Annotated in this window: 16 protein-coding genes and 1 tRNA gene; 5 read left to right on the forward strand and 12 right to left on the reverse strand. The window is 58.1% G+C overall.

Going from position 1 to position 15474, the window contains the following annotated elements:
• Positions 1–8: 8 nt before the first annotated feature.
• The 11 genes from F8C90_RS05840 to F8C90_RS05890 all read right to left on the reverse strand — a co-directional run bounded on the left by F8C90_RS05840 (position 9) and on the right by F8C90_RS05890 (position 10451).
• Positions 9–1649: an NlpC/P60 family protein gene (locus F8C90_RS05840; RefSeq protein ID WP_158049521.1), complete on the reverse strand. Its 1641-nt coding sequence runs from the start codon at positions 1647–1649 to the stop codon at positions 9–11.
• The gene (locus F8C90_RS05845; protein ID WP_211361045.1) at positions 1650–4070 is read right to left on the reverse strand and encodes a VirB4-like conjugal transfer ATPase, CD1110 family; all 2421 of its coding nucleotides are present in this window, start codon (positions 4068–4070) and stop codon (positions 1650–1652) included.
• A gap of 106 nt (positions 4071–4176) precedes the next feature.
• Positions 4177–4635 (reverse strand): PrgI family protein, encoded by a 459-nt coding sequence (locus F8C90_RS05850; protein ID WP_158049522.1) that lies wholly within the window; start codon positions 4633–4635, stop codon positions 4177–4179.
• A gap of 14 nt (positions 4636–4649) precedes the next feature.
• Positions 4650–4865 carry a hypothetical protein gene (locus tag F8C90_RS05855; protein ID WP_079535874.1) on the reverse strand — a complete coding sequence of 72 codons (216 nt, stop codon included), beginning with the start codon at positions 4863–4865 and terminating at the stop codon, positions 4650–4652.
• 190 nt (positions 4866–5055) lie between these two features.
• On the reverse strand, positions 5056–6882 hold the full coding sequence (locus F8C90_RS05860) for a VirD4-like conjugal transfer protein, CD1115 family (RefSeq protein WP_158049523.1): 1827 nt from the start codon (positions 6880–6882) through the stop codon (positions 5056–5058).
• Entirely contained in the window at positions 6879–7427 is a 549-nt protein-coding gene (locus tag F8C90_RS05865) for a hypothetical protein (protein ID WP_158049524.1), read from the reverse strand. Before F8C90_RS05865 ends, F8C90_RS05860 begins: the two co-directional genes overlap by 4 nt.
• Before the next feature lie 17 nt (positions 7428–7444).
• Positions 7445–8200 (reverse strand): hypothetical protein, encoded by a 756-nt coding sequence (locus F8C90_RS05870; protein ID WP_158049525.1) that lies wholly within the window; start codon positions 8198–8200, stop codon positions 7445–7447.
• Positions 8201–8421: 221 nt separating this feature from the next.
• Positions 8422–9225, reverse strand: a complete 804-nt coding sequence (locus F8C90_RS05875) for a nucleotidyl transferase AbiEii/AbiGii toxin family protein (protein WP_158049526.1) — start codon at positions 9223–9225, stop codon at positions 8422–8424.
• 2 nt (positions 9226–9227) lie between these two features.
• Positions 9228–9719, reverse strand: coding sequence for a type IV toxin-antitoxin system AbiEi family antitoxin domain-containing protein (locus tag F8C90_RS05880; RefSeq protein WP_211361041.1), 492 nt, complete (start codon positions 9717–9719; stop codon positions 9228–9230).
• Positions 9720–9870: 151 nt separating this feature from the next.
• Positions 9871–10128, reverse strand: a complete 258-nt coding sequence (locus F8C90_RS05885; RefSeq protein WP_158049528.1) for a helix-turn-helix domain-containing protein — start codon at positions 10126–10128, stop codon at positions 9871–9873.
• Between the two features lie 38 nt (positions 10129–10166).
• A complete protein-coding gene (locus tag F8C90_RS05890; protein WP_158049529.1) occupies positions 10167–10451 on the reverse strand; it encodes a helix-turn-helix domain-containing protein in 285 nt (94 codons plus the stop codon).
• A 367-nt stretch (positions 10452–10818) separates the two neighbouring features.
• Here F8C90_RS05890 and F8C90_RS05895 point away from each other — a divergent pair, with 367 nt between their 5' ends.
• From F8C90_RS05895 to F8C90_RS05910, 4 genes are all read left to right on the forward strand, one after another.
• Positions 10819–11124 carry a helix-turn-helix domain-containing protein gene (locus F8C90_RS05895; protein WP_158049530.1) on the forward strand — a complete coding sequence of 102 codons (306 nt, stop codon included), beginning with the start codon at positions 10819–10821 and terminating at the stop codon, positions 11122–11124.
• Positions 11081–12469 (forward strand): tyrosine-type recombinase/integrase, encoded by a 1389-nt coding sequence (locus F8C90_RS05900; protein ID WP_158049531.1) that lies wholly within the window; start codon positions 11081–11083, stop codon positions 12467–12469. The genes F8C90_RS05895 and F8C90_RS05900 overlap by 44 nt, the downstream gene beginning before the upstream one ends.
• Positions 12470–12540: 71 nt before the next feature.
• Positions 12541–12615: transfer RNA gene (locus F8C90_RS05905), tRNA-Gly, on the forward strand.
• A 349-nt stretch (positions 12616–12964) separates the two neighbouring features.
• Positions 12965–13630: an HAD family hydrolase gene (locus tag F8C90_RS05910; RefSeq protein WP_158049532.1), complete on the forward strand. Its 666-nt coding sequence runs from the start codon at positions 12965–12967 to the stop codon at positions 13628–13630.
• 118 nt (positions 13631–13748) lie between these two features.
• Here F8C90_RS05910 and galE read toward each other — a convergent pair whose 3' ends face one another.
• Complete coding sequence (galE, locus tag F8C90_RS05915; protein ID WP_158049533.1) at positions 13749–14882, reverse strand: UDP-glucose 4-epimerase GalE; 1134 nt, start codon at positions 14880–14882, stop codon at positions 13749–13751.
• Between the two features lie 218 nt (positions 14883–15100).
• On the opposite strand from galE, the gene F8C90_RS05920 reads away from it, so the two are divergent.
• Positions 15101–15439, forward strand: coding sequence for an arsenosugar biosynthesis-associated peroxidase-like protein (locus tag F8C90_RS05920; protein WP_158049534.1), 339 nt, complete (start codon positions 15101–15103; stop codon positions 15437–15439).
• Positions 15440–15474 lie beyond the last annotated feature (35 nt).

Genomic DNA, 15474 nt, shown 5'->3' on the forward strand with positions numbered 1-15474 from the left:
CGTCCTTCCTATCTAATTTTGATGGCGCTCGCGAACTGCGACGCGCCGCTTGCAATCGTGCAGGCCGCGCCCGAGTGCGGCTCGTGGATGTAGCGGTCGTCCCCGATGTAGATGGCCACATGCCCGGGCCTCCAAAGGATGTCACCGGGCGATGCCTCAGACACCGGCACCTTGCGACCGAACGCCGCCTGGTCCTCGGAGTTTCTTGGGATGGCGATGCCCGCCTGTCGGTAGCAGTATTGGGTAAGCCCCGAGCAGTCGAGGCCCACGCCCGGCGTCGTTCCGCCCCATACGTAGGGCACGCCTAGCTGGCTGTAGGCGGCGGCGATGACCGCGTCTGCCGAGAGCGCCCCGCTCTCAAGGTCCTCGACTGTCATCGAGTCGAAGCGGCGCAGGTTGTAGGTATCCATGGCGGACTTGAGGGAGTCCACGTAAGCCGAGCTCGTTGCCCATCCCGCATCCTTGAGTCCCTCCGCCATCTTGTCGGAGGAGCGCTCGGCGATCGCCTGCTGGATGAGGGCATTGGCGCTGTAATGGGATGCCTGCAGGAACACGCGGCTTCTGAAGCGAATGCACTCCACATCTCCTTTGAACACCGTGAAGTACGCCGTAATGGTGGTGAAGGTGCCGGGTGTGTACTCCTCTTGGGTCGTCCATCCCTCCTTTCCGGCGACTTCCAGTGCTGATGCGAAAGACGACGCCCATTTCATCCCGAACAGGTTGTGGTCACGTGTCGCGAGCTGGCTCATGGTCTCGCCCTGTCCCGACTCGCAGATGATCTGCGCGATGGTGCACCCAGCGGGGTGACCGAACTCCTCCTGGCAGCGGATGGCCTCTTCGACCATCTCGTAGGTGATGTAGGGCGGAAGCCCTTCCATGGAGCGCTTCTTGTCCTCTGCATCCCAGAACCCGAACAAGGCCGAGATAATCTGGCCTATGACGAGCGCTACTAGCACGAAGGCGATGACCCCGCAGAGCACCCCACCGCCTGCGGCAATCCCGCTTCCGCCTACCGTGCCAGCGACGGCGGCGTTGCCGGACGACGAGGCGGCCGTCTTCGCGGCGGCTCCCGTCGCCTGGGCGGCGTGGCTCGCTTGCGTATGGCTGACTCCTCGGGCGCTTGTTGTCTTCGCCTTCTTCGTGCCCTGGGCGCTCGTGCTCTTGATGGCGTTCGCGCTCGATCCCTTGGAGCCGCCTGAGGCGGAGAGGGCCCCTTTCGCCTTCCTGTCGCGCATGGCTGCGATTGCCCGCTTTGCGCCTCGTTCGGTGTCGTAGGTGCTACCCACCCCCTCGAACTCGTCTGTTTCGTCGAGCTCGGAGACGGCTTCACGTTCCAGGAACTGACGAACCTTGAGCCGTTCGCTCGGAGTGCTGGATGTCTCGGTTTTTGAGGATGCCTCCCCGACACCCGATGCGCCATCGGAATCCGCGTTAACTGCACTCGCATCTGCCGACTTGCGCATGCGCCTCTTGGAGGGGGCCGCCTTGCACGTTGCCCTCGTGCCGAGTGCGGACTGTTTCTCGCTTAGGGCAGAGAGGCTTTGGCTCTCGTCGTCCTTCACGATTCCCGCGCTCACGGCGTCGAGCTTATCGGCGGTGACGATGTCCGCGATCGAGGCGCTCGTGTTGTCGAGGCTTCTCGGGTCCATCTAGCTCCGGCTCCTCTTCGCGTTCTTCTCGAAGACATGGGCTCGCTTCAGCTGTGCGATCTCCTCGGGCTTGGTGTTCCAGAGGTCGTAGAGCGCGCCTTTGGGGAAGTCGTCACGGATGGGCACGCGCGCCCCTCCCGCGACGAGAAGGCCCTCTCCGGCCTTGATTGACTCGTCGATGTACTCGCGCTCGGCACCGGAGAGCGATAGCATCTCCGCCCACGCGGCGAGATCCTGGCTTGCCTGCTTGTGAAGCAGCATGAAGTCTGAGTTCAGAACCATGGTGCGGGCGCGCTCGTGAGTGAGCATGTGCGAGGTGTTCTGGGAGATGCCGGTGCAAATCAAGTTAAACTTCCTCCCTTCCGCCCAGAACTTCGCGAAGTAATCGATGATGGTGGGGTGGCCGAAGAGAGACTGGACCTCATCGATGTAGAGCCAGGTGGTAACGCCCCGATCGAAGTTCGCATACATCCGGTTGCGCACGGCCTCTAATGCGGTGAGCATGCCGAACACGCGCATGTTGGTGGAGAGGTCGTGAAGGTCTATGTTGGTGATGCGGTTGTGGAAGCCGACGTTGGACTGGCGGTTGAAGAACGACAGCGCACCGGTGACGTATCGCTCGTAGCGAAGGGCTATGTCGCGCGCCTCCGCCTCAGGCTGCTCGACGAGTATCTCGTGGAAATCGGAAAGCGTCGGCATCCCCTCGCCGCCCGAGCATCTCGCGTAAGCCGCCTCGACGCATCTTGTGATGATCGACTTGTCCGCCTCGGGAAGGCCTTCGGAAGACTCCGCCATCATCGCGCTCGAAAGGGCCAAGAAGGCATCGATCTTGAAGGCGAGCTGCGCGGCGTCGGCGCGCCCCTCCACATCAGCCAAATCGAAGGGATTGAGCGCGGTATCCGCATCGGGCGCGAGCCGGACGTTCACGCCGCCGAGGGCCTCTATGAGATTTCCGTACTCACCAGCGGGGTCGAAAATGATGATCTCGTCCTCCGGATAGGCGAGCACTGTATTGGTGATCTCGCGTTTCACAGAGAAGGACTTCCCGGAACCGGGCTTGCCGCAGACGAACCCCATGGGACTTGCGAGCTTCTTGCGGTTGCAGATGACGAGGTTGCCCGACTGCTTCGACTGCCCATAGTAGCCCCCGCCCTCCTGGTTTAACTCTAACGATGCGAAAGGCATCTGCATGGCGATCTGCCCGGTTGTGAGGTAGCGGGTGACATCGACGTGGTTCATGCCGAGCGGTAGCACCGAGTTAAGAGCCTGGCGCTGGCGATAGTAAAGCGGCTCGATACCGAGCGAATTTCCCTGCCCGACGGAGATGATCTGCTCGACCTGGCGCTCAAGCGCATCAACAGTATCGGCGTAGGTGTAGATGAGGCCGGTGTAGGTAAAGAGGCGCTCGTTCTTGTTGCGAAGGAAGTCGAGGAGCTCTTCCGCCTCCTCCTTGGAGTAGCGCAGCTCCGGAGGCAGGATCGTATAGTCGTAGCCCTTCTTCATGGCGCTCATCTGCTCGTCGATTATCTCCTTGTCCATCCAGTCGAGCTGTCGCTTCACGAGCGCAAGGGCGTCCGATTGCGCGATGGGCTGGATGTGCAGGTTCACCGATAGCGGCATGGGAAGGTCGATGATGTTCGCGAGGTAGTGGTCCTCAAGCATCGATCCGAACGTGCGGATGGAAAGCACGCAGCCGTATGTCTCGTCGATCCTGAAGATGTCCGAGCGTCCGCTGGGCTTGAAGTCCACGAGCGCGGGGGCGATCAGGTCGCGCGTCCTTGTGTTCGAGCAGGGATTCACCTTGTCCCATGTGAACGTGAACGCTGCCTTCGGACGAAGCTGGGAGTGGATCGCGCTCAAGCGCTCGATGCCGTTCAGGGCATGCGCCTCGCAGCGTATGCGCGAGAGCGTGTCGGTGACATCGCCCTTGATGCGGGAGAGCTTCGGCACTGCCTCCCACACGTCGCTTGCACCGACCATGTAGGTGAGGTAGCGATGGCGCGTGAGGTTGGAGACGCCCTCTCGCATCTTGTCGTTCAAGATCTGGTTGTATTCCTTGGCGTACTTCTCTGTGTCGGTACCTGCCGCCTTGAAGAAGCGCTTCTTGCCGATCTCATCTTCGGGGATGGGGACGTTGGCTATCGTGAGCTGGACGCACGAGTCCGCCCCGAAGTAGTTGTAGAGGGAGGAGAGCACCGTGAAGATGTTCTGCTGGTTCTCGCGACGAGCCGACTGGTAGGAGATGTCCGAGAACTCGATCGTCTGCGAGAAGAGGCCCTCCTCGACCTGTGCGATGCCATCCTTGTAGATGGCGTCGTATCCGATGTAGGAGGTTATGTCGCTCGCTGACGCCCTTGTCCTCTTCTGTCGCTTCAGCTTCTCCTCGTGGACCTTCTTCGAACGGTCGGATTTGGTGGACATGCCGATAAGCTGCCGCAGGAGGCCTGTCTGGGAACCACTCCGCTCGCGCTTGGCCTTAGCCATCGCTGCACGTTCGGTTCTGATGCGGGCCTTGGCGAGACTTTTCTCATTCTTGAGCCTCTTCTTGTCCTCTTTCATCTCTTTCTTTGGCTTCCTTGTATTCTCTGGTTGGCTCATTGGCCTCCGCTCCTTTGCGTTTGGACATCCTCTTCGCCCTGCGACTTGGCGCCCCGCGCTTGATGCGCGCCAGATGCTTCGGTGCCGGGCTCTCATAGAGGAGTCTCTGGTCTTTCAGATGGTGGGAAAACAGAAGGGGTGCGAACTTCTCAGCGCGCATCCCGAAGGGACGCCAGAAACCGGCGAGCCAGAACGGGATCGATGCGCACATGACGGGGAATGCGGCATCGGCGACCTCAATGCCGATCCAGAAATGGCAGATCGCCGCCACGAGGATCGCCGATCCGAAGCCTCCCGCTACGCACACAAGGGTGCGGAAGGAGAGCTTCCCGACGATCTTCTCCTCGTATTCTCCGATGTCCTTCTGAATGGGGATCTGAAGCGACATGGCTCACCGCCTCCCTAGGCGGGGAGCCAGGACGTGTCGAGCATCCCGAAGTAGACCGCTGCGGCGATGATGATCGCGCCGCCCGCGATGGTCGATATCGCCGAGGCGATCTGGCTGCCTCCCTGCTGCTCCCTGATGGCGAGTCCGAGCGACACCGCGCCCCAGACGACCAGAAAGCCGCCGAGGAAGGTGACGCAGCCAGAGACAAGGCTGATGATGTTTGCGAGCATTTGCCCTCCTTTGCCGTCTTTCGCGCTACCGCCCTGAATGTGGAATGGGTCGGTTGCGCCCCGATGATAGAATTGGGTTCGCAGGGGCGCTTGCGCGCTCCTTTGCGTCTTTCGGCTGCGGCAGCGTCCGGGTGCGTGGAATCACCTAGGCGTCTTGGGGATCCGCCGATCCTTGCCGCAGCCGCACATTTCAGGTCTCCATCAGCTCTCCTTCCCGTCGGGCGCGATACCGTTTGAATTCGAAGGGACCGGATTTCTCGGCCCTTGCCAGCAAAGATGCGCGGGGATGCGACGAAAGCACGTACTTCTTGTCCTTGAACGCCTGAGCCCCGTTTATGAGCACGAGCGCCTCGTCCTTGGGCATGCGTGAGATCTCGGAGCCCTGCATGAGGTCTCGCTCTATGAGGCCGTAGTTATGCGTGTAGGTGGGGTTGTTCCCACGAGAGTCGTTCACGGAGACGTTCGCTACCGTCTGCTTCCCGATCATCTCCGCAATCTTCTGATTGGTGTCTGCCGACTTGCCTCCCAGGTAGAGCATCGTGTCGCAGGCGTTCACAATCGTCGCCGCGTTGTTCTCGCCGTAGTTCTCGTCGAGCTGCGAGAGGGATTGGCAGATCATGGACACGGCGATGTTGCGGCTTCGGGTGACCGTGATCATCCGCTCGAAATCGGGGATGGTGCCGATGTTCGCAAACTCGTCGAACACGAAGTGCACGCATCTCGGGAGCCGTCCCGCGAATCGCTTGAGCGCGCACTCGCAGAGGGTGTCGAGCGCTTGTTGCATGAGCAGCGCGAATACGAAGTCGAAGGTGGAGTCTGTGTCCGACATCGACGCGAACACTGCGACCTTTACATTAGCGTCTCCCATGTGGTCGAGGGCCATCTCGTCAAAGCGGAGAAGCTCGCGCATCTCGGCGATGTCGAAGGGTTTCATGCGAACGTTGCACGAGATCATGATGGATTTGAGGGTCTTGCCCGCAGCCACTTTGAACTGCTTGTAGCTCGACAGGGCGAAGTCGTCCTCGGGTCGCACGGGCTCTGCCACCTTGACCCACGCCCAATCGCCCGTGTCCGTGGTGAATGCCCGGGAGCTCGGATCGAATGCGCGGCCTTCTGACACCTTCATGAGACGACGCCCCGTTTCGAGCTCTTTGAACAACATGTCGAGCGGGCTCAGGTACCCCTCGTCGTCCTCGCGCGCATCCGCTAATGCGAGAAGGGAGAGGAGGCCGGGTATGTTCCTGTCCTCCTCGGGACAATGGTCGAGAAGATATGCCACAAGGGCTGTATAGAGGAGCTTCTCGGCGTTCACCCAGAAAGGGTCTGTCGCGCTCTCGCCCTCTGCTGTGGTGTTCCTGATGAGGCATTCAACGAAGCGCAGGAGCCCCGCCTCGTCCTTGATGTATGCGATGGGGTTGAAGTGCATGGAGCGCGAGAAGTCCACGGTGTCGAACGTCTTGATCTCGTATCCCAGCCATTCGAGCACCCATCCCATATCGTGGATGAGCGTTCCTTTGGGATCCGTAATGAAGAAGCTCGCGTTGGCCTGCATGAGGTTGGGCTTCACGTAGTAGCGCGTCTTGCCGGTGCCGGGTCCTCCGACGACGAGGACGTTGTTGTTCGTCTCCGTCCTCTGGTCGTGAGAGGTGTCCTCCAGGCGCTTGCGCGCGGATGCCGTGAGGATGATGTTGTTGTCGGGGTTTCCCTTGTCGGAGAAAGCACCCATCTCGCTGGCCGTGGCCCAACGGGCGCTACCATGCTCCTCGCCCTTGCGGTAACTTCCACGCCGTTCCCACCATCGCACCCATACGAGCCATACAGCGCACGCGCATGCCGCGCCAACGCTCAAGGGGAGGGGTTCAAGATAGATCACCTGACCTTGCGATAACCGACCGATAAAGGCGTGGGCAAGATTTAACTGGCCATTTCCCGCCTCCATGACGAGCCCCGTGCAGATGTTGCCCAATATGAACAGAGCGAGGGACATGAGCCCGATGGCGAGAAGCTCTCGCCTCATCGGGCCTTCACCTCGATGCGCTCCATCTCGTGCTCGGTCTTGCTTGCTGCCTGATACGCATGGCTGGCCTCGTGGGCAGCGGCGGCCTTCTGCTCAAGGGGCTCTGCGTCGCGCTCTGCGCTCAGATCGCGCCCTCGTTCCTTTACTGCTCTCTCGCATGCCGCGTCGGCGTCGCGTTCGAGCTCCTTGAAAGCCTCGTCCACCTCCGGCGCGTCTTCCACCTTGAATATGAGGTGGTCGTGCCCATCGATGCTCGCGATGTCGTGCTCAATCGCGGCAGCGTCGAGCCGGGCATCGATGATCTCGCGCAGGCTTGCGTAGTCGGGCAGCTCTTCGAATTCGGAGAGGTTCAACCGTGCGTAATCCCGCACGCTCTCGTGCTCCGCTTCTGCTAGGGGCTCGTCGATCTGACCTCTAAGGTTTCTGATGGCATTTTTGAGCCTCTCGGCGCTCGCTCGGATAGCGTCCTGGCTTGCGTCTTGGCCCATCCTGAGCATCCAGTCGAAGAGCTTCTCTCCTGCCTCGTCGCCATAATCGCTTGCCATGATGTTTGCCCCCTAATCTATCTTTCGTTTTCATGCGTCTGCTCCGCATGTTCAGTTCGCACTTGGTTCTCAGATGCGATGACGGCATGCCTTGCTTTGTCAGACAGCCCTTGGGCGTCCGGGATCATCGCAGCCTTCTCATACTGGTCTGCCTTCTCGACCGCTGCTCTTAGCTGCTCTATCAATGTGCCGAAGTTCTCTGAATCGAGGCCTTCGAGCAGGCCCTCCTGGGCCGTCATCGAGACGCCGCGCCCTATTCGGCTTGCAACGACTTCTAGCTCGAAATTCTCGCCTCGTGCCCTGACGTAGCCGCTCGAATCGTCGGGGAAGGCCTCTCCGTCCCAAACGAGAGAGGTCTTCGGCAGCGAGTATTCGAGGCGCTTGCACTCCTCTGGCGTTGCCAGCTGCATGCTCGCGATCGCACGCGTGAAACGGCTCATGTCGGGCAGGATGTAGCTCATGGTGTAGCTCTCGAAAGCAAGCCATGACCCATCGGGGCATCTCTTCAGCGTCCACCATTCGTCGCCCCCGTTGACCTGCTGGATGAAGGCAAGGTCACCGAAGAGCACGCCTTGGCGGATTGCCCAGTTACCGTTTGAGAAGAAGTCGGCGAGGTCTTTGATCGTGGATGCGCGGGAGAAGTCGTATGGATACTCTTCGAGCCACGGATCGTCTTGCCAATCGAATCCGCCTCGCTTGAGCCATCCGTTCTTCTGGCACTTCTCGACGAGCGAGTCGTGCTCCTCCTGGGTTGCCGGTGTGAGGTTGAACATACGGTGCGCTCCTTGTTTGCCATTCGATGGCGGCGGGGCGCATGTCTTTCGAGCCAAGCCCTGAGGGGGTCCGAGTTAGTTGTGTTTCGGGCGACCTGCATCTCCCCGCCGCTAATTTGCTTTATAGCGGGGAGGCAAGGCGATTGCTTGCGTGAGGCTATTCGGAAAGTTCAACTAGGTTCTATAAGGTTTACTGGATCAAGAAAGCAAGATTGAATGTTTTAAGAGAAGTATGCCGTAATAGCGGATGTCACCTTGTCAGGAGAAATCTCAAGCCAATTGTTCTTCGCTCGCGAAAGCTCCCTTTTGAATCTGCGGTCACCGAACACGCGAGAAAGGCGATTGGCTATGTCACCGTAACTTCTCTCACGCATTGTCGGATCTTCGATAACAAGGGCGCGAACCGCATCGTCGAGCTCACGTTCTCGCACACCTTTTTTGCAGAGCAGGTAGTAGATGTCGAAGACATCTTTGTAGCGGGTGGACGCAGCACCGATGCGCAGCAAGGAGCGGAGCTTTTCAGCTACCACCTGCTCGTTGCTATCGGCGAGGATCGTCACGGCATCGTCAAGCTTGCCGAGATCGAAGCATATTTCGGCAAGGTCTGGGGAGACGAGGTTGTGCACTCCTATGTCCACCTTGGTCTCGATGGAGCTCCCTTGGGCATCTGATATGACGACATGGATCCTCTTGCCGCTGTAGTCTTGGTGCTTCAGTTGCTCTATCTTGCCCGTCATCCTTATCGAGAATGTCGAAGACCCGTCTGAGAGCGCGCCGATAAACTTCCTGATAGAGTCATCGGCTATCGAAAAGCGCACGAAGTCCAGGTCGAAGTCTGTGGTTGCGCGGCGCGTGTCATTGGATACGTGCTGCATGAGGACGCCGCCTTTTACCGTCACGTTGCGCGCGAGGTCGGATTTGGCGATAAGGTCCAGCATAGCGTCCTGGGCGGTTCGCGCCCGAGCCTGCTCGTAGACAAGTCCGTCGGCAATGTAGGAGTCTCTGATCTCCGCCAGGCTTTCCATTTCTACAGAACCTCCCTCTGGAGTATGTCGAACATGAAGTCATTCTTCTTGAAGAGGGCCATGTAGTCCTCGACGAGTGCGATGTCGAGCTCGTCGGCTATCTTGCGATAGGAGCTTATGACCTCCTTGTAATAGTCGAGGGGAAGGGATGCCTGGCGGCGCATCACCTCAACGAGCATGCGCTCACGGTTGTACATGCGCGCTGTTCCGCCATCTCGCTCGACATCCATCGTCCCCGGTGTCAGGAGCGCATCCTCGGTGAAGTACTGTCGATATCCAGGCCGAGCGATCCGTGTGGAGCTTCTGCTTGTGGCGAGATGCACTTCATCGGGAATCACATCGGTAAGGTCGTGGGCGTAGAGCGCGCTGTCCATGGTAATGACTGCCTCGGGATAGAGAACGTGCGCGAGCACCAGAGGATCCGGATGCTCGATCTTCGAATATGCCCCACGCGTAAGCTTGTGCAACTCCTTCGATTCCAGCTTCTTCTTCAAGAGGAAGGCCGATCCTGCATCTGCCAAGGCTTGCTCATATGTCATCACTGCGTTATCCATGACGACAATAGTATTGTAATCACTCACATTAAACAAGACCATGTGAGTGATTACATGAATTAATTTTCATACTGATCTCCGCAAAGGAGCTTCAAGTTTTTCGGGACTTCTTGCTATCTCGTGCCAAGCGCGTGTTTCGCTTGAACCAAGCCATGAGCTCGCCGCGCTCCGCAAGGGCTCCCCTTGCTGACCAGCCATACATACGCATAGGCAACGGATCTTCTTCGCGTTCGACAAGCTCGTAGTATTTCTGCTTGCTCAGTTTCAACAGCGCCATGACTTGCCTTGAGTCGTAATAATCCTGGGGCAGGATTTGCCGCTTCTCTTGTTTGGGACTGTCTTCGCTCATGGAACTATCTCGAATAGATTTGCAAGCTGATAGGACAATCAGCTCTCGAAGCTATGCGGATTCGTGCTCAGATCCCGAATCGCCTTCCAGCATCTGGCATCGAGGTCTTCTTGGATCTTCTCGTTGATGAAATGGTTGAAGTCGAGCTTGAGGACGTAGCAGAGAGCAACAAGCTCGTCTGCCTTCATCTCTCGGTTTCCGTGAAGGGTCTTCCAGAGGGTCTTGTTCTTGATGCCTGCGCGCCTTGCCAGTTCGGTGATGTCCTGGCCACATTGCGAGCGGACTTCGTCAATCCTTATCGATATTAGCTCGATTAGCTCCATCCTCGTCTACCTAACGCATCCTTCTCATTAATCCAATAGGAACATTTATTAGGCTAAAGGCGATATAGATGCTCTTGCGATTGTTTCCCCTTCAGGGTGATTTATTTCACCGGCATGGTGAACATTTCCAGCTCCTTACCCTTTTCTCACTAGTGTTCGAGAAACGACACAGCGCTTCGTTTTCGCAATCTGGGAAACGTGCGCCGAGCCATACACCTTGACACTCAAATACGCATCCGCCTCGCAGGCGCGAGGCATACCTACCCCGAGGCGTCAACGACGCGAACGGGGCTTTCGCATCGTTGCTCCGGATGCCGACAGAAGAAAAGATTGTGGCAGGAAGCCACCTTAGCGAGAGGAGGCTGATATGGAACATGAGATAGAAGAAGTCCCGTACGACGAGCAGCGCTTAAGAGACGCCGACCCCGATGGTCTCTACCTTTTCATGCTGGAGCCTTACCCATACATGATGACTCCGGATCAGGTCGCAGACTTCACCGGATCGACCGGACAAGAGATCAGGAAACTCCTGAACAGAGGAGATATCCAAGGTTGCCGAATCGGCATCAAGTGGTGCATCCCAAAGCTCGGGCTTCTCAACTACCTCAACAAGAACCGAAAGGCGGTAGATGAAATTGGGGACGAAGAAGCTAAAGTGCGACAAACCGTATGACATAGATGAAGCTCGCAAGAAGAAGGGGCTCCCGCGCCGAAAGCGTTCAGATTCGCGCACTACAGCCTACGAGCTGACCATTCGCATTCCGGAGGAATATCGCACCTACTTCGATAACAAGAAAAAGCTCACCCGAGTTGTGTTCGCGCTCAACAGGAAGGATGACCTGAAGTCTCAGATTGAGTCTTTTGAGAACGAGAAGAACGCTGAACTTGAGCGCAAGCAAGAAGAGCGTGGATATGCACGCCAAGGAGATGACAGAAACGAGCCGGGGCGATGCATGACCCCGCTCGGAAGTTATGCCGAACGCTATATCGACATCAGGAGCAACGGCTCAGTTGGCAAAGAAACTATCACGAGCGAACGTCGTCTCTTGCAGTACGTTGACGCTGTGATAGGCAGCATCCCCATCTGCAAGGTGACAGCTGAGGACATAGAGGGATGCATCCTCAAGGTACCGGAGCTCTCTGAGAAATGGGCGCTTGAGCGTAGAGCAGCTTGGGAGGAGAACCGAAAAACGGCACGATGGGCAAAGAAGCACGGTACACTTGTTAAGCCATTCAAGCCAATTAAGGTGGCAGGACCTGGCATGCAGGCAAAGGTGCTCAAGTTTCTGCGCGAGCTCATGAACTATGCGCTGGAAAAGGATGACATCACGAAGAACGTCGCGAAGGCGAAATTCCTCACGAGGTTATTCAAGAAGAGCAAGCCCCTCATCGATCCCCTCATGGCTGATGATGCCGCTAGATTTCTCCAGGAAGTGGAGAAGCTGCCTTTGGGCTATCTCAAGGTCACGCTACTTCTCCTTCTCAACACCGGGATGAGGCCAGAGGAAATGCTCGCTATCCGCGTAGGCAACATCACCTCCGATGGTAATGAGACCATCATCAGCATCACGAGTGCTCTCGATCGCGATGGGAAAACCATCAAGGACTATCCGAAGTCGGACGCAGGGCGGCGATCGTTGCCTGTGGACGACTATACGGCAGATACTGTACGAGCATGGATAGAGCTCAAGTCGGAGATGATGAGGAAGATGGGGCTCAAGCCCTCCATGAGTATGCTGGTCTGTGGCCCTGAGATGATTCCTCGCACCTATCAATCCTGGCACCGAGATTGGATGCGATTTGCGGCAGAGGCAGGGTTTGAGGGGGTGCGGCCTTATGCCCTGCGTCACACTTTCGCAACGTTGAATCTTGCAAACGGAGAGAACATAAAGACCGTGGCGGTGCTTATGGGCCATGCCAGCTCTGCCTACACACTCGACCTCTATGCTGCCTATGTTCCAAACACGGGTATAGGGATCGGCACGCGATACATGAACTTCCTACGGGCTGCCGCTTAAGGTGTTACTCGTGGGGATTCCCTGAAATGACCGGCGGTACAAAGGAGGTAAGGTTATAATGGATTACCAATGCGGGCGTCGTATAATGGTTATTACGGCAGCTTCCCAAGCTGCTCACGCGAGTTCGATTCTCGTCGCCCGCTCCATAAACAATTGTGTCGGAAGTCGCCTCTTTGGCGACTTTCGTATTTCAGAGTAGAATTGACTATTGGTTAGAAAACCAATCGTTTTTCCAGTATTTCGTCCAGTACGTTTGCTAGAATTACAGTATTGGTTTTAAGAACAGCGAGGTCAGACGGTTAATTCGAGTCGCGGAAGGTCGGGTAAGGAATAAGCTTCCCAAGCTCGTATTCGCGGGTTCGAGTCCCGTCACCCGCTCCATTGAAAACCAGCGGCAATGGAACACGAGCATTGCCTTTTAAACAAACCCGCTGCGGCGGGTTTTTCTATTGCAGCAGGTCTCTCTTATAAGGAAGAGAAGGAGCGGCTTCACTCATGAGCGACAAGAAATCATTCGACACCTTCATCTTCGACCTCGACGGCACCATCCTGGACACGCTGCCCGATTTGGTTGTTGTCACTAACGAGGCCCTTCGCGAGCAGGGATTTCCCGAGCGAACGCACGATGAGGTTTTGAGCTTCGTGGGCAACGGGCTCGTCGCACTCATGTACCAAGCGGTGCCCGAGAACACCCCGAAAGACATAGCCGACCAGGCAGTTGCATGTTGGAAGCGCTTCAACCTGGAATACGACAACCACCTGACCGCGCCCTACCCGCACGTCCCTGAAACGCTCGCCGAGCTGCGCCGACGCGGTTGCAAGCTGGGCGTTCTCTCCAACAAGTTCGACGGAGGCGTGCACAAGATTATCGCCCAATGTCTCCCCGGCCTCTTCGACGTGGAGCACGGCGAATGCGAGGAAATTCCCCGAAAGCCGAACCCGGCGGGCCTGCTGCGTACCATCGAGGAGCTGGGCAGCACGCCGGAGCGCACCGCCTATCTGGGCGACTCACCGAACGACATCTTGGTCGCTCATCGCGCCGGCGCCTGCGGCATTGGTGTTTCGTGGGGGTACCACACCGCGCAGGAGATGCGCGACGCAGGGTCGGACATCATGCTCGAAAGCTTCTCCGACCTGCTGGAATACGCACCAGAAGTGTAAAGCTCCAAGAACAACGAGGCAAAACAAAGGGAGGCAGTTCCCCCATGTGGACTGCCTCCCTTTGTTTTGCATAAGCAATGCGGGGGCGCCCAATGCCTGCCCCCGCGATTCCGAAATCCTACGCCTTCGTCGCGTAGCCGTCGGGGTTCATCGACTGCCAGCGCCAGCTGTCGGAGCACATGCGGTCGAGGTCGTACTGCGCAACCCAGCCCAGCTCTCGCTGCGCCTTATCGCAAGCAGCGTAATTCGTCGCGATGTCACCCGCGCGGCGAGGCTTGATCTCGTAGGGAATCGTCTTGCCGCAAGCACGCTCGAACGCATGGATCACGTCGAGAACGCTCGAGCCCTTGCCGGTTCCCAGGTTGAAGATGCCCACACCCCGACGCGAGCCGTCAGCCTGAGCCTCGCCCTGGATCGAGCCGAGCCCGGAAGGCTCGCCCGTGCCGACCTTGCCGCCCATCCAGTCGAGCGCGGCAACATGCCCGCGCGCCAAGTCGACCACGTGGATGTAGTCGCGCACGCCCGTGCCGTCCGGCGTGGGATAGTCGTCGCCGAACACGCCGACCGCAGCGAGCTTGCCAACAGCGACCTGCGCCACATAGGGCACCAGGTTGTTGGGAATGCCCTTCGGGTCCTCACCGATAAGGCCGCTCTCGTGCGCGCCGATGGGGTTGAAGTAGCGCAGCAACACGACGTTCCACTCGTTGTCGCCCACGTAAAGGTCGGTAAGCACCTGCTCGAGCATAGTTTTCGTCTGCCCATAGGGGTTCGTGGCGGAATGCTTCGGGCAATCCTCGGTGATGGGCACGAACTCGGGCTCGCCATAGACCGTGGCGCTCGATGAGAACACGATGTTCTTCACACCGTGATTGCGCGCGACGTCGCACAGGACCAGCGTGCCCGCGATATTGTTCCAGTAGTACTCGAGCGGCTTGCGCACGCTCTCGCCCACCGCCTTGAAGCCGGCGAAGTGAATGATCGCATCAACATCGTGCTCGGAGAAGATGGCTTCCATCGCGTCGCGGTCGAGCACGTTCGCCTCGTGGAACGCGCATCGATCGGCGCCGACTCCGGCAATCTTGCGCACGCGTTCGACGGCGACTTCGCTCGAGTTGCTCAAATCGTCGACGATGACGACGTTGAAGCCTTTCGCAAGCAGCTCGACGCAGGTGTGCGAGCCGATGAATCCAGCGCCGCCGGTGACCAAGATCGTAAGCTCGGTGGGCAACTTCGCCAGAGATTTGTTTGCCATAATCACTCTTTTCTCGGAGGGTCCAAGCTTTCGCCATGATACCGCACCTCAAAGCTGTGCGCATGCCCTCCAACAACATCGCAAAACAGCAACGAAAATAGACGATGCCTCGCGAAAAGGAGCATTTCGTCGCTATAATGGCATCATTCTATTAGTGGCAAACGTCTATCTCTAAGGTGCGCAGCGCGCGACGGGTGGACCAACGAAAGGAGCTCCCCATGGAAACGTATTACGACCCGGCAGATCTCGCAAAGTTCTCCGCCGACGGCATTGGCGAAGGCGCCCCTGAGTTGTGGGACCTCTTCATGGCGTACTACGGCAAGGTGTTCGAAGAGGGCGCGCTGACCGCCCGCGAGAAGTCCATCATCGCGCTCGCCGTGGCAGCCGCCGTGCAGTGCCCGTACTGCATCGACGCCTACACCAACTCCTGCCTGCAGAAAGGCGTTACCGAAGAGCAGATGACCGAGGCATTCCACGTAGCGAACGCGATCCGCGGCGGCGCGGCGCTCGCGCATGGCGTGCAGATGAAGAAAATTGTCGAGAACCTGGAGATGTAGTCTCATCGCTTATCCTTCGAGGGCCCGGCTGTTTG

It is taken from the genome of Ellagibacter isourolithinifaciens (genome assembly GCF_008831035.1).
In the GTDB taxonomy this organism is placed as follows: Bacteria; Actinomycetota; Coriobacteriia; order Coriobacteriales; family Eggerthellaceae; genus Ellagibacter; species Ellagibacter isourolithinifaciens.

What these genes read in the sequence shown, in the direction of transcription:
- F8C90_RS05875 (WP_158049526.1), bottom strand. Translation starts at nt 9,225, where the DNA reads ATGGAAAGCCTGGCGGAGATCAGAGACTCCTACATTGCCGACGGACTT.
- F8C90_RS05920 (WP_158049534.1), top strand. Translation starts at nt 15,101, where the DNA reads ATGGAAACGTATTACGACCCGGCAGATCTCGCAAAGTTCTCCGCCGAC.
- F8C90_RS05885 (WP_158049528.1), bottom strand. Translation starts at nt 10,128, where the DNA reads ATGAGCGAAGACAGTCCCAAACAAGAGAAGCGGCAAATCCTGCCCCAG.
- F8C90_RS05860 (WP_158049523.1), bottom strand. Translation starts at nt 6,882, where the DNA reads ATGAGGCGAGAGCTTCTCGCCATCGGGCTCATGTCCCTCGCTCTGTTC.
- F8C90_RS05870 (WP_158049525.1), bottom strand. Translation starts at nt 8,200, where the DNA reads ATGTTCAACCTCACACCGGCAACCCAGGAGGAGCACGACTCGCTCGTC.
- F8C90_RS05865 (WP_158049524.1), bottom strand. Translation starts at nt 7,427, where the DNA reads ATGGCAAGCGATTATGGCGACGAGGCAGGAGAGAAGCTCTTCGACTGG.
- F8C90_RS05900 (WP_158049531.1), top strand. Translation starts at nt 11,081, where the DNA reads ATGAAATTGGGGACGAAGAAGCTAAAGTGCGACAAACCGTATGACATA.
- F8C90_RS05910 (WP_158049532.1), top strand. Translation starts at nt 12,965, where the DNA reads ATGAGCGACAAGAAATCATTCGACACCTTCATCTTCGACCTCGACGGC.
- F8C90_RS05840 (WP_158049521.1), bottom strand. Translation starts at nt 1,649, where the DNA reads ATGGACCCGAGAAGCCTCGACAACACGAGCGCCTCGATCGCGGACATC.
- F8C90_RS05895 (WP_158049530.1), top strand. Translation starts at nt 10,819, where the DNA reads ATGGAACATGAGATAGAAGAAGTCCCGTACGACGAGCAGCGCTTAAGA.
- F8C90_RS05845 (WP_211361045.1), bottom strand. Translation starts at nt 4,070, where the DNA reads ATGTCCACCAAATCCGACCGTTCGAAGAAGGTCCACGAGGAGAAGCTG.
- F8C90_RS05850 (WP_158049522.1), bottom strand. Translation starts at nt 4,635, where the DNA reads ATGTCGCTTCAGATCCCCATTCAGAAGGACATCGGAGAATACGAGGAG.
- F8C90_RS05855 (WP_079535874.1), bottom strand. Translation starts at nt 4,865, where the DNA reads ATGCTCGCAAACATCATCAGCCTTGTCTCTGGCTGCGTCACCTTCCTC.
- F8C90_RS05890 (WP_158049529.1), bottom strand. Translation starts at nt 10,451, where the DNA reads ATGGAGCTAATCGAGCTAATATCGATAAGGATTGACGAAGTCCGCTCG.
- galE (WP_158049533.1), bottom strand. Translation starts at nt 14,882, where the DNA reads ATGGCAAACAAATCTCTGGCGAAGTTGCCCACCGAGCTTACGATCTTG.